We start from the raw sequence: 25,815 nt of genomic DNA, 5'->3' as shown, positions 1-25,815 counted from the left end.
GGAATGAACGTCCAGTGAATACATTTATCGCCTTCCACGTGCTTGATCACCTTGATTGGGATACCCTGATGGTTTAATGCATCGTTGTTTTCGACCAAATTTTTAGCCGCTAAAATTTTTTACGCCAATGCCAAAGCAGAAAAAGACCATTACCTTTATCCGCCACGGCCAGAGTTTGGCGAATGCCGGCGGTATTACCATGGATCATCATGCCATTCCGCTCACAGAGCTTGGCGTTAATCAAGCTAAGCATTTAGCGGATTCCCTGGCGTTTGAGCCCTCTGCCTTTTTCGTTTCCGAGCTAGTCCGGACGCATCAAACAGCTAAGCCGTTTTGCGACAAATATTCCATTCAGCCGACCGTCCACCCGCTGCTTAATGAATTATCGTGCATCGATCCGCAGTTGATCCAAGGCATGGACGGCAAACAGCGGCGTCCTATCGCAGATGCCTATTGGCAAGAAGCCGATCCGCACAAACGTTTGGGTACAAATGCCGATACGTTCGCCGAGTTTGCTCAGCGTGTCGATCAGTTTTTGCTTGAGCTTGAGACTCTTTCTGATCGAAGTGTTTTGTTCGGTCATGGCATTTGGTTTGGCATGCTGGTCTGGAAAGTGTTCGGGTTTTCTACTAACACAAACCAGGATATGAAAGCGTTTCGACGTTTCCAACTGGGTTTTCCAGTGCCCAATTGCGCGGTGTATTGCCTGGAATCCCCAAATCTTGGATTTTGGAACGTCAGGGCAAAAGCGCTTTAGTTTTGTCGCTTTTGAATATTGAAAACTTGCTGTTTTATAAATAACAATAGCTTAAATTAATTTACACTGGTTCCCAAGCTCCGGCTTGGGAAACCGATACGCGAAGCTCTCGCTTCGCAACACCAGAAGCTGAGCTTCCGAAGCCAGGGTACCAGCGTGAGCTTGGGTACCAGAGATGATTGATATACACTAGTCATCCGTATATCAAACTGGAGGTATTCGTATGCAAGTCGCAAAATGGGGTAATAGTTTGGCCGTGCGTTTACCGGCTGCCGTCGTCGAGGCACTCGCCTTAAAGGAAGGTGACGACATTGAAATTCATGTGGTGGGCGAACGCAGCTTTGAACTGGAAAAAAAGCCCAGTTCGGAAGCGTTGTTGATGCAGTTACGTAAATATCGAGGACGCTTGCCGGCCGATTTTAAATTCGACCGTCTGGAAGCCCATGAAGGCCGTTAACCGGTTTTTCGACACCAATGTGTTGCTGTATCTGTTATCCGACGATAGCCGTAAAGCCGATCAGGCCGAGGCGATTATCGCTACCGGCGGCGTGATTAGCGTGCAGGTATTAAACGAGTTTGCCTCGGTGGCGTCCCGCAAGCTGAAGATGTCTTATGCCGAAATCCGCGAATTTTTAAGCGTGGTCCGTGCCGTATGCCAAGTTCAAGATTTAACGTTGGCTGTTCACGAACAAGGTTTAGCCGTTGCCGAACAATACGGGTTTTCGCTTTACGACAGCATGATCGTCAGTGCCGCGTTAGCCGCCGATTGCTCCATGCTGTATTCGGAAGACATGCAGCACGGTCAAGCGGTGGGATCGTTGGTGATTACTAATCCGTTTTTATAAAGTCGTGAGTGAGCTGGTGCCCAAGCTCCGGCTTGGATACCCTATGTGGGAAGCTCTTGCTTCCCGAATTGCGAAGCTGGAGCTTCGCGGGCGGAGTTCCCAAGCAGGAGCTTGGGAACCAGAGAATAGTGAGATAAGCTGCTATGCCTAGAAGCCGTTATCGCGTTACCAATCCGGTTTGCCCACATTTTATGACTGCGACTGTCGTTCGCTGGCAGCCGCTGTTCACCAATACTGAAACAGTGGAAATCGTATTGAATTGCTGGCGATTTTTGCAACGTGAGGCCGGATTTAAAATATATGGCTATGTGATTTTGGAAAACCATTTGCACTTGGTTGCATCTTCAACGGATTTAAGCCGTGATATGCAACGTTTCAAGTCTTATACGGCCAGGCAGATTATTGACTACCTGGAGTGCCAAAACTCTATTGCGGTTTTGGAATTGCTTGCGTTGTTTAAGCGTCGTCATAAAACCGAGAGCACCTACCAAGTGTGGGAGGAAGGTAATCATCCGCAGTTGATCGAATCGGAAACGGTCATGCGGCAGAAATTGGATTACATCCATCAAAATCCGGTCAAGCGCGGTTATGTAGATTTGCCGGAGCATTGGCGTTATTCCAGTGCGCGTGATTACGCGGGGCAGAAGGGTTTGATCGAAGTGGAGAAGGCGTGGTGATTATTGGTTTTGGGAAGCAGAGCTTCTGGATGGTGAAGGGGGGTTCCCAAGCTGGAGCTTCGGAACTAGCGGGCTGGAAGCTTGGGGACCAGTTCAGCCAGCAAACGATGGGATGCAACTATGGCCGCACATGATTATTTAGAAGATTTGTCCTCGCTGCTGCCAGCGGTCGGCTTGCTTAGCCGGTTAGGCTATCAATACCTGACGCCGTCGGAAAACCTAGCCTTACGCGGTGGCAAGACTTCCAAATTGATCTTGGAAAGCGTGCTGCGTGAGCAACTGCGGAAATTCAATTCGATTACCTTCAAAGGCCGGCAATACGCGTTCAGCGACAGTAACATCCAAAAGGCGGTACAGGCCTTAACCGACATCCCCTTCGATAGCCTGATGAATACCAGTGAGCAAGTGTATGACTTGCTGACCTTGGGTAAAAGCTTGGAGCAAACCATAGACGGTTATACCAAGAGCTTTTCCCTGCATTACATCGATTGGAAAAATCCGACCAACAACGTGTATCACGTCTGCGATGAATTCGTTTTGGAACGCCGCAACAGCAAACAAACCCGCCGGCCGGACATTGTATTGTTCGTAAACGGCATTCCGCTGGCGGTGATCGAATGCAAGCGGCCCGATTTGAAAGACGCGACGGAAGAAGGCATCAGCCAGCATTTGCGGAATCAGCGTACCGACGAAATCCCCGAACTTTTTACCTATGCACAGGTTTTATTGTCGGTTAGCCAAAACAAAGCCCTGTACGGTACGACCGGCACGCCCACCAAGTTTTGGGCCACCTGGAAGGAAGAAGATCAAAACACCCAGGAAAAATGGCTGCATGCTGTCGTCAATCAAGCCTTGGGAGAAGAACTCAAAACCCGGCTGTTTGCAGAACGTGACGACCGGCAGCGGCGTGCGATGGAATCGTTGTGGCATGCCGGCGAACGCTTGCCTTCTCCACAAGATAAAGCCATTCATAGTTTGTTGCGGCCGGAGCGGTTGCTGGAGTTGATTTACCAGTACATCGTCTTCGACAACAAGGAAAAGAAAATTTGCCGCTACCAACAGTATTTCGCCGTCGGAGCAACCCTGCATCGAGTCACCCAACGCAAAGGCGATACCCAACGGCCTGGCGGCGTGATTTGGCACACCACCGGTTCCGGGAAGTCGTTGACCATGGTGATGTTAGCCAAAGCCTTGGTGTTGGCACCGGACATCCCGAATCCCAAGATCGTATTGGTCACCGACCGTATCGATTTGGATGACCAGATTTATAAAACCTTTCACGCCTGTGGCAAGCCGGTGGTGCAAGCCAAAACCGGCGAGCATTTGATCGACCTGATCGCCCATAACAAGGCCAGTATCATCACTACCATTATCGACAAGTTCGAGTCGGCCAGCCGCAAACGCAAGATCAGCGATGCCGGCAGCAATATCTTTGTGCTGGTCGATGAGTCGCATCGTTCGCAATACGGCGTGTCGCATGCCAAGATGCAGAATGTGTTTCCCAATGCCTGCTATATCGGCTTTACCGGCACGCCGCTACTGAAAAAGGAAAAGACCACGGCAGCCAAGTTTGGCGGCTTCATCCACAAATACACCATGAATCAGGCCGTGGCAGACGGTGCCGTGACGCCGTTGCTGTATGAAGGCCGCATGAGCGAGTTACACGGCGAGCAGGCTCAAATCGATAAATGGTTTGAACGCATCACCAAAGACCTGACGCTGGAACAAAAAGCCGACTTAAAACGGAAATTCCGCCGCGAAGAAGAACTGAGCAAATCCGACCAGCGTTTGGCCGAGATCGCCTATGACATCGGTCAGCATTTTAAAGACAACTTCCGTGGCACCGGCAAGAAAGGCCAGTTTGCCGTCTCCAGCAAAGCCATGGCTTTACGCTATAAGAAATACTTCGATGAGTTTGGCGACGTAACGGCGGAAGTGGTGATTTCGCCGCCGGACACCCGCGAAGGTAATAAAACCGTCGATGAAGATGCGCTGGAAGAAGTGCAAGTCTTCTGGAAAGCCATGATGGCTAAATACGGCAATGATGAAAAATACCAAGACAGCATCATCAATGCCTTCAAACATTCCGACGATCCGGAAATCCTGATCGTGGTGGACAAGCTGCTGACGGGCTTCGATGCACCGCGAAACTCCGTGCTGTATCTGGACAAACGCCTGAAGGAACACAATATTCTGCAAGCCATTGCCCGCGTGAATCGCTTGTTTGAAGGCAAGGATTACGGCTTGATTCTTGACTATCGGGGTATTTTCGGCGAACTGAACGAAGCCATCGATACTTATGCCGCGTTGGAAAACGAAGGCTTTGATCCGGAAGACGTGGAAGGCACGCTGACCGATGTCGGCGAAGAAATCAAACTGCTTCCGCAACGCCATACCAATGTCTGGGAAGTGTTTAAGGAAGTCGAAAACCAAAAAGACTTGGAAGCCATGCAACGGCATTTGGAGCCGGAAGATCGACGGCAACGCTTTTACGAGGTGCTGTCTTTGTTCGCCAAAACCCTGCAATTGGCGTTGGCGAATGCCAAGTTCCAAGATGAAACGCCGGCAAAGAAAATCGCCCGCTACAAAGACGATTTGAAATATTTTCTGAACTTGCGTCAGGCCGTAAAACAACGTTTCGGCGAAGCGGTGGATTATTCGGCTTATGAGACGCAAATTCGCAATATGGTGAATAAATACATCGGAGCCGATGCGGTGAAACAGTTGATTGCTCCGGTCAATGTGTTCGCCATCGATGAATTTGAGCATGAGATCGATACTATCGAAGGCGACGCTGCCAAAGCAGATGCCATCGCTTCGCGGGTGAAGAAGACCATCGTCGAAAAAATGGAAGAAGACCCGGCTTTGTATAAACGCCTGTCCGAGCTGATTGACGAAGCCATTGCGGAACATAGGGCCAAACGGCTTTCCGACCTGGAATATCTTAAACGCATTCGAGAAACCTTAGATGAATTACGCGGCAAAACCGGTTCCGACTTGCCGGACATATTGTCGCAACGCGATGAAGCCAAAGCCTACTACGGCGTCATTCAAGAGCCTATGGCGGTGTATTCAGTACCCGGTGTGACGGCCGAAGTATTTGCGGCGGAAACCGCCGTCAAGCTGGAAGATATTATCCGCGAACACAAGATTCGTGACTGGACGCGTAATCAAGACGTGAAAAACGGGATGATGAACGAGATCGAAGACTACCTGTACAGTTTGAAAGGCCGCTACGACCTTGCCATGGATTTGGAATTGATCGAACGAATCACCAATCAGGTATTGGCTATTGCCGAACGCCGGGATGGTTAGCTTGCACAGCAGGAGCCGGTGATGGCGAGTCGGCGTCAGCAATCCGTGTTATTCGGTCAGACCGAAATCAGCTATAGCGTGAATGCTTGCGACCGCAAGACATTGGCGATTCATGTCTACCCCGATGGACAAGTGGTGGTCGATGCTCCAATGGATGCCAGCAATGAAGCCATCGCTGAAAAGGTCAAGAAACGGGCGTCATGGATTTTTAAGCAGCGGTGCCAGTTTGAAGCCTACCCTCCGGCCTTACCGGAAAGGCAATATCTATCCGGCGAGACACATCGCTATTTAGGCAGACAATACCGACTGATGGTTATTCAAGGGAGTGAAAATAAAGTCAAACTGATGCAAGGACGATTGCTGGTTGAGACGGTTGATCCGACTAACCCGGTGAAAGTGAAAAAGCTTGTGCAAGGTTGGTATCACGTCAGAGCGAAAGCCATTTTTGCGGAACGTTATGAGCATTGTGTTGGATTGGTCGCCAAGTTAGCCATCACACATCATGCCGGATTTCAGCTTCGCTTCATGCCCAAACGTTGGGGAAGTTGTACCAACCAGGGCAATATCATCCTAAACCCCGAATTGATCGCCGCTCCAAAAGACTGCATCGATTACGTGATTACCCATGAGCTTTGCCATCTAAGAGAACGCAATCACAGTACCGCGTTTTACCGCTTGCTTGGTTCCGCTATGAAGGATTGGGAAATAAGGAAGAATAGGCTGAATGAGATGGTTGAGGTTAGGTTTTTCTAGCCGGACCACCATCCTTACGATAACAATCAAATAGTTTGGTTGTCATGAAACCTAAGTATCTCCGCCGGCGAGACCGATAACGCATCCGCCAATTTGCAGATATTCAGCAAGGCGATGTTTCGTTTTCCGCGCTATTCTCCGCTCAAATAGCTTCGAGCAATGCCGATTGTTCCTGAGACCAGTCACGCTGTTTCCTCAGTTGAACAAGGCGTTGTCCAAACAAAACGAGGGATCAGATCGGGCGCGGGTATCAGTTGGAAAGCCAGGACGTTACTAAGCGGTGCTCTATGAGCGACCATTTCCCTTCCGGCTTATATTTGGCATTTTGTAGCCGTTTTCTTAGTCAGAATTTTCTGCAACCCGGAGAAGATGGGTTCGATCCGGCTTTGGGGGAGTTCCCTATCAAAAGCATGACTTTTTGAGTTGTTTACTTAACCGATAAGCGTGTTTTTTTAAAATTACGCTTGGGTAGGTAAGTTAGATTCGTCAAAATGCGGCGGGGCATAATGCGGCAATGATCAAGGTCGGCGCCGCATGCGATGACGGATTGAAAGCGTATCAACCGGACAAATCATCGTAGTAGCGCGCTTCGATGACATTCGCTTCCGGATCGCGAAAATAAATAGATGTGCCGCTACCCTGCGCCCCCCAACGAACGACCGGTCCTTCGTCTATAACAAGATTATTCGATTCGAGCCTCTGAACCAGTTCCAGCCAATCGGCTTTATCCAAAGTTAGGCAAAAATGATTTAAGTTCGGTTGAATTGCCTGCTTATCGCCTGCCGACGGCGCCTTAGGGAATAGATCGATCACGGTGTTGGAATTCAGCCTCACAGACGGAAAAGACACCTTTCCGGCCTTATATTCTTCGACTCGTTCGGGTTCCAACATTAGAACTTCCAGATAAAACGCCAACATTTTTTTGTCGTCTTCAACATTTAGCACGATATGGTCGAGTAGGCATTGCATATGCAGGATTCCTTATCGTTGAAAGATATGGGCAACCATCAATAGGGCGGCGGCCCGCCGTTTAGCTCGGGGAATGGGCAAGTCCGGACCGGCTGCGAGTGTCAGGCAACACGGTTCGGAAAGGAGATCTCCAAAACCACGCAACCGACATCGGTCGCGAATGGTCCATGCACCTCGCCCGGCGGACGGCTGGCATAGTGGCCCGTTTCCAACCAAAGATCAAATGCGTGATCGTAAAGGCGGCCGGTCACGATAAAGACTTCCTCAGGATAAGGATGCGATTTTCCGCCAAACTTTGCCGTGTCTGCGCCGGGGTAAAATCGAGTCAACCTTGTGTACTCACCGGTGACAGGGTCAAGACTGAGGGTCAGCTGTTCGGCAAATCCTTCCAGCCCCTCTATGGGAGACCATTCAGACAGGTTGGCGCCGCTGAGCGTATTCCAGTAAGTCACGGTCGACTTCGGCATAATCTACTCCTGAAGATCAATTTATATGTGGTCCTGTAACGATTGCTCACGGCCTTTCCAACGGAATGTGATTTATGTTATTGATGCATAAAGGATATTTTGTCAGGCCTGAGTAATTGCTCGATAAAAAGATAACATTTTCCCATCTCAACCGGGAATTGACTTTGGGGCTACAGTCAAAGCCGGCTCGCTCATCCGACAGGGAATTCGCCCTGGCGACCGTGCCGTCGCCGGCTCCTTTTTAGGGATGGTTAAGTTTTTATCGCCTTTTTCGGCCTAAGCAATCAACGGCGTTACCGCACTGTCACCGACAATTCAGATGCCCCGCCGCCTGCTGCTGCAGGGTATTAGCGGTTCTTAGGCATTTTACTAAATGATGCAAGACGGTTTTCCCCTTGTTGCTGCGGAATCGATCTCGGGTGGCAATATCTGTAATACCGGGTGCCCGACCGCTTGGCTAGTACCCAATCCATATCCTCCCAAAAATCAACGGAATGGATGACGGTATCGTGCAACAAGCAAGTTGCCACTGAGCGGCCTCCAGTTCGGCCCCCATTCTCATCCCGTTCACCAAAGATACATGCTGGATTTTTTATTTAAAATGGTCAGCTCGAAAGCTTTTGAACAAGGACTGTGGGCAAGGCCGTAACAAACGTGCAACGGTAATAAATGTTCCTCTCTCGGGTGGCAATAGCGGGCGTAAGGCGCTTGAGCCCAGTCGACCAGTCTTTGCGTTCTTTCCTGTTCGCCGATATTCGAGTCGGAAAGGGTTTGCAGCAGCCAGCTCTCGAAAGCTTGGTTCATCGATTTCGATTCGTCCGTTTCCGGCGCATAAAAAGCCTTCATGTTGTGGAAAGAAAAGCCGGAGCCAAGGATTAATAGATCCCCGTCATTCAAATCTTGCAAAGCCCGGCCCATGTTTATGTGCGAAGCGGGATCCAAACTATCGAGCAGTGAAAGCTGCACGCACGGAATATCCGCATCCGGATACATTATTTTTAACGGCACGAATAAACCGTGATCGAAACCGCGCTGCGGGTTCAGGCTGGCTTCCATGCCGCAATCTTCCAGCAAGCCCTGAATGCGTCCGGCTAGAGCCGGCAGCCCGGGACAAGGGTATTGAACGCTGTAAGCGGCTTGCGGAAATCCGTAGTAGTCGTAGATTAGCGGCGGATGCGCGGCGGACGTCAAGGTGGGCAGCCGTTCCTCCCAATGCGCGCTAATCACGACAATAGCCTTAGGTTTTTTAATGTCGGCCGCGATCGATTTCAAACAGGCGACCATTTCATCATGCCCTTCGTCGCCGAAAAGCGGCAAAGGCCCCCCGCCGTGGGACAAGAATAAAATGCAAGGCTTGTGTTTCATTTAAGTCTCCTCGATGAGCATATTCGAAGGCCCAACCACTGTATTTCGACCAAGCGATGACAATGTTTTTTGCCCATCGCAACAAAGCCGCTCCCGCACAATCAGCCAATTCGTTGATTTCGAACAATCTGAAACCGAGCTGAATTTTTATATGACTACATGCCGGGCCCGCCTTATTGCCCACAAACACGTACGGCTTACTCGCGATTTTCGATAGTCTCGATGTCCGGTCTTTTCGTCAGGCATTGCAACACGGCCTTAGCCGAACCCGCCGCGCAACATGAGGCAAGAGTCCGCATTTCGGCATCGCTAACGGTAACCTCGCCTCCCGCAGCGCTCTTGGCTACCGCTTTGCTCAGCCATTGGTGGTACACAATATGGTCGTCGACCAGCGACAACTTGGCGGCACAATACTGTCGGTCGTTTTCATCCAGATTCAACGGCTGTTGCAAAAGCGCGTTCCTAGCCTGTTTTAAGGCCTGCTGCATGGATGTTTTGCGGACGGTTGCATCCAGAATGGGCTTTACCAGAGCAATCGTCTGTGCCGTATCGGGTTTGCGTAATTTCAACTTAAGCCGGTCGAGATGCTTGGCCAGTGATTCGACCCTTTCCCCGTATAATTCGGCCTGGTTCGGGATCACCTTGCCGGTACCCTTGTTATCTACATAAAACAATTTTCCTACCGAGCCGTAGTCGGGTATGTTGGAGAAAAGCGGGATTTTGTTAACCGTGTCCCTGAAGACATAGGCCGCTTCGATCAGTTTGCCGGGGTCGGTTTCGGGGCTCGCCGCTAAAGGCACGTGAGTGACGACATCGTCGCCGAGTTCGAAGCGCCAGGTGTTATTGAAACAAGCCTTGTCCGCATCGGCTTTGTCGGCGGTCAGGCTACGGGCGGGCGCGAATGCGTATGTCGCTTTCGGCATCGGCAAACCCGCCGGGTTATCCTTGGTGCAAATCTTATCCGTCCCCAATAAGGTAATCGCCCCGCCCTTGCTGTGCCCCGCAATATAAAACGCCTTGTGTTGTTCGGCTTTTTTTATCCATCCGGTCAACTTAGGCTGCCGAGCCAAGTCGGCGGCAATGTTGTTCCACGAATCTAAAAAGCCCGCATGATAGCCGTCTTTTTCGAACGCCGGCGGCACTAACGGGCCCAACAAGATATCGTTCAGCCAGTCCAAGGCTATGCTCTTAGCCGTGCTGTTTTGATCGGTGGGGGGCTGCGTGCCCCTGATGGCCAGAATCAAATCCGGCTTTGCCGAATGGATCAAAAGATATCCGTCGCGCTTTTCCGGGCCGAGATCGGCCTTCAATATGATTTGCGCCTCGGTAATGGTTTTGAATTGCGTCGTGGCGTTCAAGCACTTCAACGCATCGGCGGTCGAATGTTCGTAAGAGCAGTCCGCAGCAATGGCCAAGCGATAAGCCAGCGGGTACGACCAATCCGCCGCTGCCGCGGAACCGGCGAACATGACGCCGGCGGCGGCATATAAAACACGATGAGAATTTCGCATGGTGCACCTCTTGGCTTGTAATGATTCGGAGAGCGGGCACGCCAAGACCGGCGTTTCTGATCGACTCGGATGCCGGCGAAAAACGGTTTAAGCAGGCGCGGCAAGTATAGGCTAAACCAAAAACGATCCTCAGTTCCAGTCGCCATTAACTTCCCGAATCTTCCGAGCTGATTTACCGGGCTAGCGAGGCTAAACGCAATGCGCTTAATACACGAAGGGAATGAATCGCTTGGTCTTTTTCATGTATTCGCCATAGGCCGAACCGAAGTAGTGCAAGTTTTCCGTTTCCTCGGCTTTTGCCGCCAATATCAAAAACAGCGTTGCCGATAAAGCCAAGCCGCCGCCCAACCAGGACGGCGATTTGCAAAACGCGCCCCAAGCCAGAAACAGCAGTGAGGCGTACATCGGATGCCGAATGCGGCGGAATATCCCCGATGTGACCAAGACCGTGGTTTTCTCCAGTCCGATCAAACCATCGTCTGCCCGAATGCCCTTGGATTTGCCTACGAAATGCAGCAATCTGACGGCGTCGATCACCAAGTAGAGCGACAGAAACAAACACAGTCTGGAAATTATCTGTAACGGACTTAGCGGATCGCCACTGAACCACGCGTCGAGGTGCAGCAATATCAGAATTAGGATGGCTTCCCAGGCAAAGAAGCGGTAAAAACCGTGAGAACCCCGGCGGCGCAATGAAACGCGCGAGACGTAGAACAGTCCTGCGCTAGCGGCAATAAAAATGCTGAGTTTAATCGCCACGCATCGCCCGATTTGCTCAAATTTGGGGCAATGCTTTCTTGTTTGCCATAAAGCTACCCTCACTGCCGGGCTGGGGAGAAAGACCAAATCGCGGGTATGTGCTCGATCGACGGTGCCGATTTTCGCTCATGCAAACCGGCCGCGGATAAATAGCTTAGGCCTGGAATGCGATTGCGTCTATAGTTTGGTATCGCTTGTTTATGAAGGCGGCCGACGGTTCCTTGCTTACCCGCTTTGCGATCCTGCCGGCCGGATTCGTTATTTTTTGGTCATGAAGAAATAAACCGAGCGGCACTGTAATACCATTTTGTTGCCTTCCTTTTCCACGGCGGCGCAAGTTTCCATTTTCGAGCGCCCGGGTGCTGCCTGCTTGATCAATTTGCCGTTTTCGACCGAGTAATTCAGTACCGCCCTCAGACTATCGACCCGCGCATGCGCATCGGATTCCTGGCTGACACCTTCCATGGTCCCGTCTTGTCTGAAAGTCCATTGGGTATTCAAACCACGCGCATCGCTACCATCGCGATTGACCGATTCCTTGTCGATCTGCCAGGTTCCCAACAGATCGGCTTGGCTTAATTGAATTTCCTCGGAGAAAGCAGGAAAAGAAAAAGCCAATAACGTAGCGACGGTAAGTATTTTGAATTGCATGGAGAAGCCTTGTTTACGATTAAAAGGCTAGGGATTGTAACAAGAAAAGCAGGGGAATAGAGTTATCGTACACAACAGATTGTCGATAGACCGGAATCCCTTTCGAGGCGCTACCGTTATCGCCGCGTCAACGTGGTGGGCAATGCTTTTTTGCCCCGCGTAAAAACGCTGCCATCCGATTTTGCGTAGGCGCGATATTTCGTGCCCACTCTATCGGGCTAGTAATGTAAGTAGTGGTTAGACTTCAGCCGGCGTAGCTCCAATTAGCGGAAGCGTAATCGGAGCAACGAAAGTCGAAACATTCGTGCGATTACGCAAGGCTAATCGCACCTACGCGGGCTACAGCCTGACCCAGTATCCGTCTCAACTGAGGAAAATCGAAGCGCATATCCGGCGACGGTTACGAGCGAGATTGGTGAGCCAACAGAAAAGAAAGCAGCATCTGTATCGACACTTGGTCAAGCGGGGCGTTCCGCGCAAACAAGTTGCTCAGACGGTATTTTCCAACCAGAAACGATGGGCGCTCTCGGCGACTCGCGCTGTGACGAGAGCCTACCCGAACAGTTGGTTTATCAACCTGATGGGACAGGAAATACGATTCGACCGGCAGTTAGCGCATTGGTTTGATGTTTCTCAGTGGATTCGTCTTGCGTGAGGAGCCGTGTACGGACCAGTACGCACGGTTCGGTGGGCAGACGGGAGCTGCGGCTCCCTCTGACCCGATAGTTCCGATGCTGGCGCTTGTTATGAGCCGGCAATTCGCATACCTGGTACTTGTTTAACCATTTCTTCCGCAGCAACTTTGGGTATTAAGAGAGTTGTTCGAATAAACTCACAGTCTTCAATTGTGCAATCTTTTAGAGCAACTACCCCCGTTAAAAATGTATTTTCAGGGATTGGTACAACATCACCACAATCAATAAAATTTGTATTTCGAAATGTAGAACCCAAAAAGGTCATTGCTGCGGGACCTATAAATTTACACCGTTTAAAATGCTTATTTTCATGCAACTGAACTTGAGGTAGCCTTAGCGCCTCAATTGGAATGACTAAGTCTTTGAATGATTCTTCCAGTGGATTAACAATAAGCTCTTTTGTGTGCTCAAGTACAGCGTCTTCTTTCTTTTTTAATCCCCATAGAGAGTAAAACAAAGCAGCAATTGCAACTGCACTTTCAATTAAGAAAGTATTAATAAGTAATTGCCGTTCATCATCTCTTACTGCTCCGATGCCAAAAAATAGCATGCTTAATGTTCCCAAAGCAGTCAGAACGTATATTGTTAGAAACACATAGAGAAGGAGATTTTTTGCTTTCGTATTTTGATCCATTTTAATTTTTCCTTCTTAGGCCTCATAACACCAAGTATAACTTGCCCCAAAAAGCGGAGCGGCGATAGCCGCGGAGCTTTTTGGGGTCAAGTTGATACGCTCGTTATGTTTCATATCCCCGAGATTCTCAGTTGAATTTCTCGCTCGTGACTTGAAGGGGCTATCTTCAGATCGCAATTACCATGCGATGCCCTTACAGGCCAAGCCATGTCATCCCCAATAACTTGAATTGACAACAATTCGTTCGGGAATGTTATGGGAAAGACTAGAGGAAGCTTTTCGACCCCAGGAGCTATGAGAAGTTTGATATTCTGAACAAGCAGACCGTTCGAGTAGAGCTTGTAATAGGCTGTTTCGTTCTTTATGGCGAGCGATGCTGTATTTGCTTTTGGCCCTTCTCCTTCCTTTACCAGTTTGACCTGAAGTTTGACTCCCAACATCTCAATGGCAAATTCGGCGAGCTTGTTTCTGTAATAGAAAAGCAGTGCAAGAATCAGAACTGGCCAAGCCAGCGTCTGAGTCATGCCGTTGATGAATTCGAGAGTGGTCATGGAGCATTTCCTAAAACATAACGTTTGGGTAACTTGCGCAATGAAACGTAGCGGAATTGCATCAAGTTGACCCACTAGTTAGCATTAATTGATCATATAATTTCTTTTCAGCGCCTATATATAAACGACGTACATTACGGAAAGTTTGTTCGTCAATTTTTCCATACTTGATAACGGGATTAACAAACCCCTTACCTTTAAAAAATTCTATTTTATGGGATATGGTATCAGGCACAACATTATTAAACTTAAAAACTTGCTCACTTCCTTTTTCGGCAACAATATATTCCTTTGCTTTCCATAAGTCTTTTTCACTAACCTCAAGATATTCGGATGCTTGTGATCTATTAAGTATTTTAAATACACGAATATATCCACCTAGATATAACACCCCTCCAAATACAGAAACAATAAAAACAGTTGAGTTTTCGGTTACTCCATTTTTGGAGAATTTATCACTAGCTGCATATGTTAGTAGGTGGGAATTATGGATTGTTGATTCTACTTTATGATTCCATTGTTCGTTTTTCCATAGATAGGTGAAGTTTTCGGTCAAAGTTTTACTCCATATAAAAATGCTAACGCCAAGCTCACCCGACTAAAACCGCGTAGCGGTTTTTGGTCGGGTGAAGCGGCTGGTTAGGTTTTTTCAATAACATTCCACTCGATGTCATCATGGAACGAATCGATGATAAGTGTTACTTTAGCTTCATTCATTCGTTTCTCGATTTCTGAGCCTTTCGTCTTGAAAGTATTAAAAGGCTGAAATTCCTTGTTGGCCGGAAAAATAGCTTGCCAATTGCCAAGATAGAGCCACTTTTCGAGCTGTCCGTAATTGTATGGGGGGCGAACTAAAGTTATGAATTCGCCAACTTTTTCATGAAGAACTCCCTCTCCCAATTCCTCTTCGTAGAAGAACATCAGGGATACATTCCGATCGGACAAGTATTCTATAAATGCCTGTTTTTCTGAATCCTTTGCTAATATCCTGGCTTTCATCCACGAAACCTAACTATTGAATAGCAGGCAAATTTGCCCTGTTAACCTGATATTAACCGGGTTTTCAGGCACTTTTGCCTTGATATTTTCGATAACAGGCATATTTTCCCTGATAACTTGATATTAGCCGGAAAAACAGGCAAAGCTGCCCGCACTTTTGCTCTGCAACTGAGTATGGCTGGTAATTATGTCATATTAAGCCCAAAATCACCGATTCTTCCGAATGATTTGCGCCGTTTGATACGTTAAAGCATTATTCGTTACATACGGATTGCGGCGCATAGAGCTTACTAAGTTTTTACGCAAATTAAGCTACCCAGCGTTACCTTGGGTTTTCTGCGTTTCAATCGAAACCGGCAAAAAACGCTGAATTGCTCCGACAAAGGTGTGAGCTCGTTTCCCGATTGATTTTATTATCCTGGAAGCCGCTATAAGCCTAGCCGGGCTTTTTAAACGGCAAATAGTCAGCCGCACTGTCTCGATATTGCTGCACGTGGGATTTTTCCCGTTCGACGAAATCGGCGATGACCCTCGCGAAACGCGGGTCTTTGATCCAATGGGCCGAATGAGTCAAGACCGGCTCGAAGCCGCGCGCGATTTTATGTTCGCCCTGCGCGCCGGAATCGAAATGCTGCAAGCCTTGGGATATGCAGTATTCCAGCCCTTGGTAATAACAGGCTTCGAAATGGAGGGCGTTGTATTCTTCGAAGCAGCCCCAGTAGCGGCCGTACAGGCTCCGGCTGCCGACGAAACTCAGGGCCGCGCCGACGTATGTTCCGTCTTTGACCGCCAATACCAACAGGCAGCGTTCCGGCATGTCGGCCGCGATTTGCCGGAAAAACGCCTCGGTCAAATACGGCTGGCTGCGCCGTTTTAAATAGGTCATCGCATAAAAGCGGTAAAACGCTTGCCATTGTTCTTGACTGATATCATTACCGGCAACGCGTCGCATCTCTATGCCTTGCTCGGTGACCCTGCGTCGTTCGCGCTTGACCATTTTGCGTTTGGACGCGCTTAATGTTTGCAAGTAATCGTCGAAATCCCGGTAGCCGCGGTTGAACCACTGAAACTGTACGTCGCTGCGGATCAGCAAGCCCGAGTCGCGCAACTCGGATAACAACGCGGGTTCCGGAAACAAACAGTGCCATGAGGAAATATCGGTTCGGGCGCGAATGAAATCCAACAGCAGTGCCAGGATTGCGGGACGGTCGGCGCCCGGCGCCATCAACAAGCGCGGGCCTTGGCACGGCGTAAACGGCACGGCCGTCAGCCATTTGGGGTAATAGTTCAAACCGTGGTATTGGTAAGCTTGGGCCCATTGTTGGTCGAACACGTATTCGCCCCAGGAATGCTGCTTTTGGTATAGCGGCATCGCGGCGATCAAGCGGCCCTTGTCATTTACCTGCAAATGCCCGGGCTGCCAGCCCGTGGCCTCGCAGACCGAGCCGCTGTGCTCCAAGGCCGCCAGGAACTCGTGGCGCAAAAAGGGGTAATCGGAACCGGCCAGGCGGTTCCAGTCGGCGGCGTTTATTTGGCCGATGCGATGGACGGCTTTCAATTCCATGGCGAATCACGTTAAAGTTAAAACGTCGAAATAGCAACCGGCGTACCTGAATGACGATACAAAAACCTTTTTCCCAAGCCTGCGAAAATAACAAGGCGCCGATCCTGGCGATTCTGAAGGAGGTGTTTCGTGCGCCGCAAACCGTGTTCGAGATAGGCAGCGGCACCGGCCAGCACGCTTGTTATTTTGCCGGGCAAATGCCGCATCTGCAATGGCAGCCCAGCGACCGCGCGGAAAACATCGCAGGGATCCGAACCTGGGTGGAAGACGCGGGCTTGCCCAATCTGAAGCTGCCGTTGGCGCTGGACGTCAACGATCGGGATTGGCCGTGCCGCTGCATCGAGGCCGTGTTTACCGCCAATACCCTGCACATGATGAGTCGGGACGAGGTGGCGACCTTGTTCGACAAGCTGGCCGATGTTTTGAACGCCGACGCGTCGGTTTGCATCTACGGCCCGTTCAATTACGCCGGCCATTACACCAGCGACAGCAATGCCCGTTTCGATGATTGGTTGAAAGCGCGCGATCCTTTGAGTGGCATCAAGCACTTCGAAGATGTGGCGGCCTTGGCCGAAGAAATCGGCTTGATCTTGCAGGCGGATCATGCGATGCCGGCCAATAACCGTTTGCTGGTGTTCAAGCGCCGGATAGACCCAGCCAATTCGGTTACCTAACCGACAAGAAAATGGATTTGTCGCATTCGCGACAAGCGATGGCTGAATATTGATTCGGGCTTCGCGGTTGCAGCCGAAGCGTCCAATATCAACTTCCGCCGCTGAAACCGTTGATATTGAAATACTTTATCACCGCTTCAGTGTGAACCGGTTGGTGCGTAACGAATAGGTGAGCGACTCCAGGCAAATTTGGCCCCGATATTGAATAATGTTCCGAGTTTGTAACGACGGAACCCGTCATGCCGGCAGCGCAAACCAACAACGACAGTCTAGAGCAGTTCCAGGCCTATCTCGCCGAATCTAAATCCTTGATGAGAAGCCGTTACCAGCAATGCCTGGCTCGGGATTTGTCGCAGCAGCAATGGGACGGCTGCTTTCAGCGCAACGTCGTGGCGGTATTGTCCGAAACCTACGAAGCGGCGCTCGAATATCTGAAAAATCTGACTTTCACGGAAGGATCCGTCGGCGCCGAACGCGGCATGTCGGCCCTGACCCGGCAAACCTTGCCGATTTTCGACGGTTTCATCGACGAATTCTTGCTATTTGCCGTCGACAAGCACCGCACTTCCTGCGCCTTGTCCAACTTTCCGGACGAACACAAACCCAGCGACGACTACATCGATGCCGTGAAGCGCGACATCGCCGGCCTATGGCGCGAGTTCGCGCTGGCCGCCAACGACTATTTTATGGAATGCCGATGAAATTTTATATGACGCCCGGTTCCTGCTCGACCGGCATACACATCCTATTGGAAGAACTGGAACTGGTATTCGAAGCCCATATCGTCAACCTGCTGGCCGGCGACCAGCACCGCGCGGACTATCTGGCCGTCAACCCGAAAGGCACGATTCCGGTGCTGCAGCTGGACGACGGCAGCGCGCTGACCGAGTTTTCGGCGATAGCCTGGTGGCTGGCGCGGCGTTATCCCAAAGCCGGTTTACTGCCCGATAACGCCGGCGGCGAGGCCAGGGCGATCGAACTGATCGCTTACGTGACGGCCACGGTGCACGGGCAAGGCTACGCCCGTATTTTTACCACGGATAAATTCACGCCTAACCCGGCGGATTACGATGCGGTCAAAGCCCGAGGGCAAGAAATCGTTCGCGAGAGCTTCGAGGTCTTGAACAAACAATTGCCGGCTCAAGGCTATGCCTTGGGCGCCTTCGGCATCGCCGACGCGGCCTTGTTTTACGTCGAGTTTTGGGCCGATAAATCGGGCATCGTTTTGCCGGAAAACTGCCTGGCGCACTACCGCCTGATGTGTTCGCGGCCCGTGGTCAAGCGAGTACTGATGGAAGAAGGATACCGGCTGGATTAAAATCCGCATTTCTTGAGTGTTTTATTAGGTGCAATGCGCATGGCATTAATAGATGCAGCCTCTTTAAACTTGGTGGGTTATCCGGCGATCGATAGCGACCACCAAGAGTTCGTTTCATTACTCAACCAACTGGACGGCGCCGACAATGCCGATTTTCCGGCCTTGTTCCGGCAATTGTTCGAGCATACCGAACATCATTTCGCGATGGAAAACCAGTTGATGGCGGATTATCAATTTCCGGCGGAGACCGAGCACAAAGGCGAGCACGTGCGGGTACTAGGCGAGTTCAAGCAGTTTAAGACCCGAGTCGACAAAGGCATGATCGATTTTGGCCGGGCTTTCGTGCGCGAGCGTTTGCCGCAATGGTTTCTGTTGCACACGACAACCATGGATAGCGCGCTGGCGGCGCATTTGCGCGCCCTTGGCCGGACCGCTTGATGCACTGCGCCGAGCTGGAACTGATCGAAGGGTTTTACGATACCGATCAGTCCGAGCGTTTGTTGCAGTATTTTTTGCAGCAGCATGATTGGCCGGACAATCGCTACGAGTACGGCGGCCGCCTGTTCGTACTGCCGCGTTTGCAAACCTGGCATGCCGACGCCGGCATTCGATACAGTTACAGCAATAATTTACTGGTCACCCGGCCTTGGACGAAGGTTCTGTCGGAAATAAGGCTTAAGGTCGAAGACGCATTGAATCAGCCCTTTAATTCGGTGTTGGTCAACTATTACCGAAACGGGGAGGATTATGTAGGCTGGCATGCCGATGACGAACCCGAGTTAGGCTCATCGCCTTGCATTGCTTCGGTGAGCTTCGGGGCGGCGCGAACCTTCCGGATTCGAAGCAAACACGGCAACGAAAGCGAAAGCTTGGTTCTACCGGCCGGCAGCTTGCTGCTGATGCGGCCCGGTTTTCAACGGCATTGGCAGCACAGCGTGCCCGCCGACAATACGACTACGGCGGCCAGGATTAATTTGACCTTTCGTGAAGTCATCGATCCGGCGGGAGGCAAAATCGAGGGCGCGGCCACCGCTGCGCATCATTGAATGCATAGCGTTCGAATAATTTGCTTAGCACGACGGCTTCCAGGTACTCCAACCGATTTTTTAAGATAAGCGCGATCTGAAGCCGATTTACATTTTCGATCTTTTGCAGACCTCGGGTTTATTGGTCTTGGCGCAAGCGACCCAAAATATTGCGACAAAATGTCGCAGTTTTTGTAGACAAACGAATTTTTATCTTTTAGAATGCCCCCACCTTAAGCGAGGTAGATCAGAGTTCGAAAGGATGATGATCATTAAAAAGAGGAGGAAGGAAAGCGGCCAGTTAACTGGTAAAACAACTATAAAAAACGCGCTGCATTAAACTGTCGTTCCGCTACGGCAAGCGTCCAACAAAGAACAATAAAAAACAAAACACAGGACGGAGCCCACTTTATGTGGGCTTTTTTATGCCGCTTCGAAAAGCGGCCTAGCCCTATTAGAGCCCCTTCTAATTATCCTGCCATCCTACACCAAAATCCGGTATCTACAATACCGTTTTTGTTTCAGATAAGGAAATAAAAAATACGTTATTTGGGTTATTGTTAATTGAATGGCAAAGGACTACAGTTAAATCGACTTCAAAATTTACCGATCTCGATGGATAAGGAGCTAACGATGAAGCCTTGCACACTAACAAACTGCCTAGTCACCAATTTATTCCTTACCGCAGGCGTTTTGAATTTCGTAACGGGCGAATTCATTTATTCGGCGACCTTAGCAGGCGTTGCTTACTTGACGAGTAAAACGCTGGCGCTCAAGCCTAAGCCCATGCGAGTCTGATTTTCTGTGCCTCCTCGTTGTTAAGACGACACTCTACGGCCCCCACCTTTGCTCGGGTGGGGGCTTTTTTTGTTTGTAAGCTTATCGGGCCAAACTTTATCGTCCGCCGATAAGCAAAAATTAAAGGCGGTTCGAGCTTTAAACCCGGCAGTCTTCATTTACTCCCATTTGCTTGGGTTTGGATGCATGTTATTCCTCATCCCACAAAACCGGGAACGCCTTTCGGACTCGATCTATATCCTCTTGGCCGACGTTCTTACCCCGCAAAGTTAGCAACAGCGAGTACAAATCCGCGCTGTTTACTTTAAAAGTTTGCGATGGTGAATCTTTCATCGAAACCGACAGGCGCTTGAGGGTTTTTTGAAACGGCAACGGCTTTGACACGGGACGAGCGGGTTTGGCCAACTCGTCTTCTATAATCCGCTTCTCGTTTCCCGGAGGACCCTGCAAGGCCTTGCGAAGTATTTCCTTGGCTTTGTTCCACGACAACTCGCCGTTGGTCAATTTTTCGCGCATGCGTTCAGAAGTCAGCGGCGCATAGCGAACGATGTCGTCTATCCAGCTTACGCTTTTGTCGAAGAATTCCGCGATGCGCTCCTTATCCCAGTTCGCATTGTTTAGATAAATCACCGTTTGAAAATAATCCGTGATGCGGGTATCGACCCGGTCCGAGTTCAATTTCAGATTCAGCGCCTTGATTTCATCCGGGTCGCCGGCCACGATCCTAACGTCTACCCGGTCAAAATAGCCCGGATTGTATTGACGAATGCCCTGAATGGCTTCCATCCGATGAAAACCGCCCACCAAATAATATTCTCCGTTGTTGCGTTCCCACACGACGAGCGGTTCGAATAAGCCATTGGTCAGAATATCCTTTTCGAGATGGGCGACTTTGCCGCGATCCAACTCTCTGTGATTGGTCAGAGTATGATGGAACTCTATCTGTTCAATGGGTAAATATTCGTACCGTTTGGTTGCCAGCATGGAACGTCCTCGTTCGGATGATTAATATTCATAATTCATTATGATAACCAAATAAACCGGCGCTATTGAACTGAATATAGGCAACAGTCTGAAAACCAATTCGAACAGTACTATTCAAAGCGTGAAAAATTCGGATCTCCAATACGCCCCCTGCTAGCGGAGGGATCGCGAGCTATCCGCAATTTGGCCCCTTAGGGATTTACGGTTTTAAAAGCCATCGCAACCGCCGCGGAGCGGGTCGATACGCCGAGCTTTTCGAACACGTGCTCCAAGTGCTTGTTGACCGTTCTAGGGCTGGTATTCAGGATCAAGCCGATTTCCTTGTTGGTCTTACCGCGGGCGATCCACATCAGAATTTCGGCTTCGCGGTTGGTGAGTTTGAGTTTTTCCCGTATATATTGATGACTGTCGGCTTCTTCCGCGTCCTTCCTTTGTAACTGCAGAATGAATTGATCGGGCTGTTCGCAAGGACTGATGACGAAGCCGAACCCTTGCGCCAAATCGTGTTCGTTTGCCTTGTCGTCGGCAAGGCAATTCCGACGATCCTGCCACAGCCGGAACCAATCCAAGATGGCTGTCGGCAGCAAATCGCCGACACCGTATCGGCTTTCCGATGCTTGCAACAAGCCGAATTCGTGTAACCAGCAAGCACCGGCCGGCGTCAACCAGACGATGCGTCCCGCGGCATCCGCTGCAAGCGCGGCGAATTCGCTATCGGCCAGCAGCCGCTCGGCCCTGAGCAAAGTGCGGGTTTGACCGAGGTGCACCTCGACCCGCGCCAATACTTCGGGCGGCCGTATCGGTTTGACGATGTAATCCAACGCGCCTTCGCCGAAGCCGCGCAGCAAATCGTCGAGTTCGCCCAAGCCTGTCATGAACAGAACCGGAATAGATTGGGTGTCTGGATTTGTTTTCAACCGTCTGCAAGTCTCGAAGCCGTCTATTCCGGGCATCATGACGTCCAGCAGGATGATATCGGGTTTGACGTATTGAATCTGCTCCAGCGCCGACTGGCCGTCGGTAGCGACCAGCACCCGATAGTTGGCTTCGGATAAGGTATCCGACAGCAATGCCAGATTGCCCGGCGTATCGTCTACGATCAGTACTGTGCCATTGGTCGACATATCCATCATGCTTTCCCCTTCGGTCCGTTCATCCTTAATAGCGCCCTGATTTCACCTATCCGAAATTGCTCCGCCAGGTGTGCCAGCTTGGCGAAATAAGCATTGTATTGCGGTTGAGCGGCGCTTAATCGGGTCAACTCTTTTTTCAGACCCAATAAATCCCCGATGCGGACGTGATCTATACATTGCCGTAACAGCTCCTGTGGTGGACGATCCGGTTGTTGTTCCGCCGCCTCGGCCGAAACCAAATCCCGGTGTTGCCAGTTTAACGCTAAATAGAGTTTCAGTTTCTGCATCAGTTCCGTCACGTTGATCGGCTTGGCCAGAAAATCGTCGCAACCGGCGCTCAATGCGGCGTTCTGATCCTCGGTATAGGCGTTCGCGCTCAGGACCAGTACAGGCGCGTCGAAGCCGCTTTCCCTGAGCCGCATCGCGGTTTCGATGCCGTTGATGCCGGTCATCGTAATGTCCAGCAAGATCAGATCCGGATTCAGTTCCGTTACCTTGTGCAAACAATCCTCGCCGGAATCCGCTTCGCTCAGATGAAAACCCAAAGGCTCCAACAGCGACAGCAACAACTCGCGGTGCTCGCGCTGGTCGTCCACCACTAAAATGCGGCGGCGGCGCCCGTCGTAGCCTATGATGGGGGCTTGCGGCTCGATCTCGCTATCCGCGCTGAGACTGGGCAGCAGCAAGCGCACGCCGAAGGTGGAGCCTTGGCCCGGCATGCTTTGCAGCGTCAGCTCGCCGCCCATCATTTCGGTCAGGATTTTACTGATCGTCAAACCCAGCCCGCAGCCGGTCGCGGCGTTTCCGCTCGGGTTTTCCAGTCGGGTAAACGGCTGGAATATGTTGTGCTGCTCCTGCTGGTCGACGCCGCTGCCGGTATCGATGATTTGAAAATTGGCGACGCCGGAGGCATAGGCTACCCGGAACACGATGCCGCCCTCGCCGGTGAACTTGACCGCATTGCCCAGCAAATTCATCAATATCTGGCCGACGCGCTTTTCGTCGCCGCGCACCCGCTTCGGCAGCGAACTGCTGATCTGGCAACTGAAACTCAAGCCTTTGTCTTCGGCTTCCGCCTTATACAAATGCGCCAAATGCTGAATGAATTCGGGAAACTCAATCGGTTGCTGCTTGAACTCGAATTTGCGCGCCTCGATACGGGCGATATCGAGGATGTCTTCGATCAGCGAACATAAATGCTCGCCGCTGCGTTTCAACGTATCGACCGCTTGCCTGCGGTGCGCCGGAATGTCGGAGTCTTGCTGCAAGATATGCGCGTAGCCGAGAATGCTGTTCAGCGGCGAACGGATTTCGTGGCTCATATTGCTCAGGAAGCGGCTCTTGGCCTGATTGGCCGCGTCCGCCATTTTTCTGGCCTCCTGCAGTTTCAAGTCGGTTTTTTTGTGGTCGTCGATTTCCTGAAGCAACAGCTGCGTTTGTTTGGCGGTTTCCTCATGCGCGACCTTGCGCGTCTCCGAATTCAAGGTCAGCCACCAGGTGCATAGACCGATGAATACCAGCAGCGACGCATAGATTTTCAGAAAATTATTGACCAACAGCGAGAAAGCCAGCGAGTTCTGCTTGGCGTTCAGAAGGTCCTGGTAATAAATGATGCTGATGAAAATGCCGGTTAGCGAGGCCAAAAACACAAAGGTCAAGCCGAAGCGTATCAGGCGCAGGCGCGCCGAGATACCGGAAAAATACGGAATGAAGCGCTCGGCCAGGCGCCCCAGATAATCGTCCAATCTGAATCCGACCTTGCATGAATCCAGGCAGCGCGCGTCCAGCGTGCAGCACAACGAACAAATGCTGCCGCCGTATGCCGGACAGTACGCGATATCCTCGTGTTCGAAGGCATTTTCGCAAATCGAACAGGTTTCGCCGGCGCTATGGTTATGCAAGCTGCGGTCGCGCGCCAAATAATGCTCGCCGCAGCACAGCCAGGCCAGCAGCGGAACCAGCAGAAACGACAGGCCGAGCGCGATAAACGCCGAGAATGCCTGCAAATAGTCGCCGAACAGCCCCACGTATGCCAGTATCGAAACCAGCGAGGCCGCGAAGGTGGCGATGATGCCGACCGGATTCAAATCGGACAGGTAGGCCCGTTTGAATTCGATTTCCTTGGGACTCAATCCCAAGGGTTTGTTGATCATCAATTCCGCCGCCACCGCGCTGATCCAGGCGATAGACATGTTGGAAAAAAGCCCGAGCACCTTTTCCAACGCACCGAACACGCCGAACTCCATCAACAGCAATGCGATCAATACGTTGAACAACAGCCAGACCACCCGGCCGGGATGGCTATGAGTCAGCCTGGAAAAAAAATTGGACCAGGCCAGCGAGCCGGCATAGGCATTGGTCACGTTGATCTTGAGCTGGCTCAACACCACGAACAGCGTCGTGGCGGCCAGCGCCCAGCGCGGATCGTCGAACAGCTCGTTATAGGCCACGAGGTACATCTGGGTCGGCTCGTGGGCATGGCCGGGATCGATGCCGTGGCGTATCGCCAAATGCGCCAACAATGCCCCGGCCAACTGGCGCAGGATGCCGAAACCTATCCAGCCGGGGCCCGCCGTCAGCATGGCTATCCACCAGCGTTTTTTGTTTGTGTGGTCTTTGTCCGGCAAGAACCGCAGAAAATCGACTTGCTCTCCGATCTGCGCCACCATGGAAAATGCCACGGTGGTAGCGCTGCCGAACAACAGCCAATCGAAGTCCTGCCCGCTGCCGGCAATCCAGAAATAGGTGCTGACCGTCATCATCGCTTCGGGTTCGGCATTGGCCACGGCGATATAGGGCGCGATCAACAGAACCAGCCAAACCGGCTGGGTCCATAACTGCATCCGGCTGATCGTGGTGATGCCGAAGGTCACCAGCGGAATCACCGTGATCGCGCTAATCACGTGGGCATAGGCAATGGGTATCTGAAAATACAGCTCCAGTGCCAGCGACATGATGGACGCTTCCAGCGCGAACAGCGTGAAGGTAAAGGAGGCGTAGATCAGCGAGGTTACCGTGGAACCGATATAACCGAAACCGGCGGCGCGGGTCAGTAAATCGATGTCGATATGATAAGTGGCGGCGTAATAGGTAATCGGAAAACTGGTGACGAAAATCACCAGGCCGACGATCAAAATTGCCCAACAGGCATTGGTAAACCCGTAATTGATGGCCAGAAAACCGCCTATGGCCTCCAACACCAGAAACGAGGTCGAGCCGAATGCGGTGTTCGCCACCCGAAATTCGCTCCATTTGCGGAAACTGCGCGGCGCGTAACGCAGCGCGTAATCTTCCATGGTCTCGTTGGCGACCAGAGCGTTGTAATCCCGGCGGATTTTGGTAATACGTTGGCGGATGGTGTTCACATGGTT

At 51.1% G+C, this 25,815-nt stretch carries 25 protein-coding genes; 11 read left to right on the top strand and 14 right to left on the bottom strand.

Features of this window, described 5'->3' with window-relative positions; genetic code table 11:
- Window positions 1-127: 127 nt before the first annotated feature.
- The 6 genes from ACW73I_RS02320 (at window position 128) to ACW73I_RS02295 (ending at window position 6,347) form a co-directional block, all read left to right on the top strand.
- Window positions 128-757 carry a histidine phosphatase family protein gene (locus tag ACW73I_RS02320; protein WP_458027595.1) on the top strand — a complete coding sequence of 210 codons (630 nt, stop codon included), beginning with the start codon at window positions 128-130 and terminating at the stop codon, window positions 755-757.
- A 223-nt stretch (window positions 758-980) separates the two neighbouring features.
- Window positions 981-1,214, top strand: a complete 234-nt coding sequence (locus ACW73I_RS02315; protein ID WP_458027594.1) for an AbrB/MazE/SpoVT family DNA-binding domain-containing protein — start codon at window positions 981-983, stop codon at window positions 1,212-1,214.
- Window positions 1,201-1,602: a PIN domain-containing protein gene (locus ACW73I_RS02310; RefSeq protein ID WP_458027593.1), complete on the top strand. Its 402-nt coding sequence runs from the start codon at window positions 1,201-1,203 to the stop codon at window positions 1,600-1,602. Before ACW73I_RS02315 ends, ACW73I_RS02310 begins: the two co-directional genes overlap by 14 nt.
- A 143-nt stretch (window positions 1,603-1,745) precedes the next feature.
- Window positions 1,746-2,279 (top strand): REP-associated tyrosine transposase, encoded by a 534-nt coding sequence (locus ACW73I_RS02305; RefSeq protein WP_458027592.1) that lies wholly within the window; start codon window positions 1,746-1,748, stop codon window positions 2,277-2,279.
- Window positions 2,280-2,399: 120 nt separating this feature from the next.
- Window positions 2,400-5,594, top strand: coding sequence for a type I restriction endonuclease subunit R (locus ACW73I_RS02300; protein WP_458027591.1), 3,195 nt, complete (start codon window positions 2,400-2,402; stop codon window positions 5,592-5,594).
- Window positions 5,595-5,615: 21 nt separating this feature from the next.
- Window positions 5,616-6,347, top strand: a complete 732-nt coding sequence (locus tag ACW73I_RS02295) for a M48 family metallopeptidase (protein WP_458027590.1) — start codon at window positions 5,616-5,618, stop codon at window positions 6,345-6,347.
- A 558-nt stretch (window positions 6,348-6,905) separates the two neighbouring features.
- Here ACW73I_RS02295 and ACW73I_RS02290 read toward each other — a convergent pair.
- The 11 genes from ACW73I_RS02290 to ACW73I_RS02240 form a co-directional block, all read right to left on the bottom strand.
- Window positions 6,906-7,316, bottom strand: a complete 411-nt coding sequence (locus tag ACW73I_RS02290) for a VOC family protein (RefSeq protein ID WP_458027589.1) — start codon at window positions 7,314-7,316, stop codon at window positions 6,906-6,908.
- Between the two features lie 101 nt (window positions 7,317-7,417).
- Window positions 7,418-7,783 (bottom strand): cupin domain-containing protein, encoded by a 366-nt coding sequence (locus ACW73I_RS02285; protein WP_458027588.1) that lies wholly within the window; start codon window positions 7,781-7,783, stop codon window positions 7,418-7,420.
- A 567-nt stretch (window positions 7,784-8,350) separates the two neighbouring features.
- Entirely contained in the window at window positions 8,351-9,148 is a 798-nt protein-coding gene (locus tag ACW73I_RS02280; RefSeq protein ID WP_458027587.1) for a DODA-type extradiol aromatic ring-opening family dioxygenase, read from the bottom strand.
- 197 nt (window positions 9,149-9,345) lie between these two features.
- Window positions 9,346-10,659, bottom strand: coding sequence for a lipase family protein (locus ACW73I_RS02275; protein ID WP_458027586.1), 1,314 nt, complete (start codon window positions 10,657-10,659; stop codon window positions 9,346-9,348).
- A gap of 204 nt (window positions 10,660-10,863) precedes the next feature.
- On the bottom strand, window positions 10,864-11,418 hold the full coding sequence (locus ACW73I_RS02270) for a methyltransferase family protein (RefSeq protein WP_458027585.1): 555 nt from the start codon (window positions 11,416-11,418) through the stop codon (window positions 10,864-10,866).
- A 258-nt stretch (window positions 11,419-11,676) separates the two neighbouring features.
- Window positions 11,677-12,069 carry a lipocalin family protein gene (locus tag ACW73I_RS02265; RefSeq protein WP_458027584.1) on the bottom strand — a complete coding sequence of 131 codons (393 nt, stop codon included), beginning with the start codon at window positions 12,067-12,069 and terminating at the stop codon, window positions 11,677-11,679.
- Between the two features lie 744 nt (window positions 12,070-12,813).
- The gene (locus tag ACW73I_RS02260) at window positions 12,814-13,398 is read right to left on the bottom strand and encodes a hypothetical protein (RefSeq protein ID WP_458027583.1); all 585 of its coding nucleotides are present in this window, start codon (window positions 13,396-13,398) and stop codon (window positions 12,814-12,816) included.
- A 110-nt stretch (window positions 13,399-13,508) separates the two neighbouring features.
- A complete protein-coding gene (locus ACW73I_RS02255) occupies window positions 13,509-13,949 on the bottom strand; it encodes a hypothetical protein (RefSeq protein WP_458027582.1) in 441 nt (146 codons plus the stop codon).
- A 61-nt stretch (window positions 13,950-14,010) separates the two neighbouring features.
- Window positions 14,011-14,505 carry a hypothetical protein gene (locus ACW73I_RS02250; RefSeq protein ID WP_458027581.1) on the bottom strand — a complete coding sequence of 165 codons (495 nt, stop codon included), beginning with the start codon at window positions 14,503-14,505 and terminating at the stop codon, window positions 14,011-14,013.
- A gap of 83 nt (window positions 14,506-14,588) precedes the next feature.
- On the bottom strand, window positions 14,589-14,948 hold the full coding sequence (locus tag ACW73I_RS02245; protein WP_458027580.1) for a hypothetical protein: 360 nt from the start codon (window positions 14,946-14,948) through the stop codon (window positions 14,589-14,591).
- 436 nt (window positions 14,949-15,384) lie between these two features.
- A complete protein-coding gene (locus tag ACW73I_RS02240) occupies window positions 15,385-16,512 on the bottom strand; it encodes a GNAT family N-acetyltransferase (protein WP_458027579.1) in 1,128 nt (375 codons plus the stop codon).
- A gap of 50 nt (window positions 16,513-16,562) precedes the next feature.
- On the opposite strand from ACW73I_RS02240, the gene ACW73I_RS02235 reads away from it, so the two are divergent.
- The 5 genes from ACW73I_RS02235 to ACW73I_RS02215 all read left to right on the top strand — a co-directional run bounded on the left by ACW73I_RS02235 (window position 16,563) and on the right by ACW73I_RS02215 (window position 19,550).
- Window positions 16,563-17,186: a DUF938 domain-containing protein gene (locus ACW73I_RS02235; RefSeq protein WP_458027578.1), complete on the top strand. Its 624-nt coding sequence runs from the start codon at window positions 16,563-16,565 to the stop codon at window positions 17,184-17,186.
- Between the two features lie 239 nt (window positions 17,187-17,425).
- Window positions 17,426-17,887 (top strand): amine oxidase, encoded by a 462-nt coding sequence (locus ACW73I_RS02230; RefSeq protein ID WP_458027577.1) that lies wholly within the window; start codon window positions 17,426-17,428, stop codon window positions 17,885-17,887.
- Window positions 17,884-18,504, top strand: coding sequence for a glutathione S-transferase family protein (locus tag ACW73I_RS02225; RefSeq protein WP_458027576.1), 621 nt, complete (start codon window positions 17,884-17,886; stop codon window positions 18,502-18,504). Before ACW73I_RS02230 ends, ACW73I_RS02225 begins: the two co-directional genes overlap by 4 nt.
- Window positions 18,505-18,543: 39 nt before the next feature.
- On the top strand, window positions 18,544-18,942 hold the full coding sequence (locus ACW73I_RS02220) for a bacteriohemerythrin (RefSeq protein WP_458027575.1): 399 nt from the start codon (window positions 18,544-18,546) through the stop codon (window positions 18,940-18,942).
- Window positions 18,942-19,550 (top strand): alpha-ketoglutarate-dependent dioxygenase AlkB family protein, encoded by a 609-nt coding sequence (locus tag ACW73I_RS02215; RefSeq protein ID WP_458027574.1) that lies wholly within the window; start codon window positions 18,942-18,944, stop codon window positions 19,548-19,550. Before ACW73I_RS02220 ends, ACW73I_RS02215 begins: the two co-directional genes overlap by 1 nt.
- A 966-nt stretch (window positions 19,551-20,516) precedes the next feature.
- Here the strand turns inward: ACW73I_RS02215 and ACW73I_RS02210 are convergent.
- From ACW73I_RS02210 to ACW73I_RS02200, 3 genes are all read right to left on the bottom strand, one after another.
- A complete protein-coding gene (locus tag ACW73I_RS02210; protein WP_458027573.1) occupies window positions 20,517-21,311 on the bottom strand; it encodes a ParB/RepB/Spo0J family partition protein in 795 nt (264 codons plus the stop codon).
- Between the two features lie 191 nt (window positions 21,312-21,502).
- Complete coding sequence (locus tag ACW73I_RS02205) at window positions 21,503-22,444, bottom strand: response regulator (protein WP_458027572.1); 942 nt, start codon at window positions 22,442-22,444, stop codon at window positions 21,503-21,505.
- Complete coding sequence (locus ACW73I_RS02200) at window positions 22,441-25,809, bottom strand: hybrid sensor histidine kinase/response regulator (RefSeq protein WP_458027571.1); 3,369 nt, start codon at window positions 25,807-25,809, stop codon at window positions 22,441-22,443. Before ACW73I_RS02200 ends, ACW73I_RS02205 begins: the two co-directional genes overlap by 4 nt.
- Window positions 25,810-25,815: the final 6 nt, after the last annotated feature.

Source organism: Methylomonas sp. MgM2 (assembly GCF_054172045.1).
This window is presented reverse-complemented; position numbering and strand designations above follow the sequence as displayed.

Bases quoted from the DNA above. Each gene is read 5' to 3' on its own strand.
- ACW73I_RS02290 (WP_458027589.1), bottom strand. From the start codon at position 7,316: ATGCAATGCCTACTCGACCATATCGTGCTAAATGTTGAAGACGACAAA.
- ACW73I_RS02235 (WP_458027578.1), top strand. From the start codon at position 16,563: ATGACGATACAAAAACCTTTTTCCCAAGCCTGCGAAAATAACAAGGCG.
- ACW73I_RS02320 (WP_458027595.1), top strand. From the start codon at position 128: ATGCCAAAGCAGAAAAAGACCATTACCTTTATCCGCCACGGCCAGAGT.
- ACW73I_RS02225 (WP_458027576.1), top strand. From the start codon at position 17,884: ATGAAATTTTATATGACGCCCGGTTCCTGCTCGACCGGCATACACATC.
- ACW73I_RS02245 (WP_458027580.1), bottom strand. From the start codon at position 14,948: ATGAAAGCCAGGATATTAGCAAAGGATTCAGAAAAACAGGCATTTATA.
- ACW73I_RS02205 (WP_458027572.1), bottom strand. From the start codon at position 22,444: ATGATGGATATGTCGACCAATGGCACAGTACTGATCGTAGACGATACG.
- ACW73I_RS02275 (WP_458027586.1), bottom strand. From the start codon at position 10,659: ATGCGAAATTCTCATCGTGTTTTATATGCCGCCGCCGGCGTCATGTTC.
- ACW73I_RS02285 (WP_458027588.1), bottom strand. From the start codon at position 7,783: ATGCCGAAGTCGACCGTGACTTACTGGAATACGCTCAGCGGCGCCAAC.
- ACW73I_RS02230 (WP_458027577.1), top strand. From the start codon at position 17,426: ATGCCGGCAGCGCAAACCAACAACGACAGTCTAGAGCAGTTCCAGGCC.
- ACW73I_RS02280 (WP_458027587.1), bottom strand. From the start codon at position 9,148: ATGAAACACAAGCCTTGCATTTTATTCTTGTCCCACGGCGGGGGGCCT.
- ACW73I_RS02240 (WP_458027579.1), bottom strand. From the start codon at position 16,512: ATGGAATTGAAAGCCGTCCATCGCATCGGCCAAATAAACGCCGCCGAC.
- ACW73I_RS02295 (WP_458027590.1), top strand. From the start codon at position 5,616: ATGGCGAGTCGGCGTCAGCAATCCGTGTTATTCGGTCAGACCGAAATC.
- ACW73I_RS02305 (WP_458027592.1), top strand. From the start codon at position 1,746: ATGCCTAGAAGCCGTTATCGCGTTACCAATCCGGTTTGCCCACATTTT.
- ACW73I_RS02255 (WP_458027582.1), bottom strand. From the start codon at position 13,949: ATGACCACTCTCGAATTCATCAACGGCATGACTCAGACGCTGGCTTGG.
- ACW73I_RS02215 (WP_458027574.1), top strand. From the start codon at position 18,942: ATGCACTGCGCCGAGCTGGAACTGATCGAAGGGTTTTACGATACCGAT.
- ACW73I_RS02310 (WP_458027593.1), top strand. From the start codon at position 1,201: ATGAAGGCCGTTAACCGGTTTTTCGACACCAATGTGTTGCTGTATCTG.
- ACW73I_RS02265 (WP_458027584.1), bottom strand. From the start codon at position 12,069: ATGCAATTCAAAATACTTACCGTCGCTACGTTATTGGCTTTTTCTTTT.
- ACW73I_RS02300 (WP_458027591.1), top strand. From the start codon at position 2,400: ATGGCCGCACATGATTATTTAGAAGATTTGTCCTCGCTGCTGCCAGCG.
- ACW73I_RS02220 (WP_458027575.1), top strand. From the start codon at position 18,544: ATGGCATTAATAGATGCAGCCTCTTTAAACTTGGTGGGTTATCCGGCG.
- ACW73I_RS02210 (WP_458027573.1), bottom strand. From the start codon at position 21,311: ATGCTGGCAACCAAACGGTACGAATATTTACCCATTGAACAGATAGAG.
- ACW73I_RS02315 (WP_458027594.1), top strand. From the start codon at position 981: ATGCAAGTCGCAAAATGGGGTAATAGTTTGGCCGTGCGTTTACCGGCT.
- ACW73I_RS02260 (WP_458027583.1), bottom strand. From the start codon at position 13,398: ATGGATCAAAATACGAAAGCAAAAAATCTCCTTCTCTATGTGTTTCTA.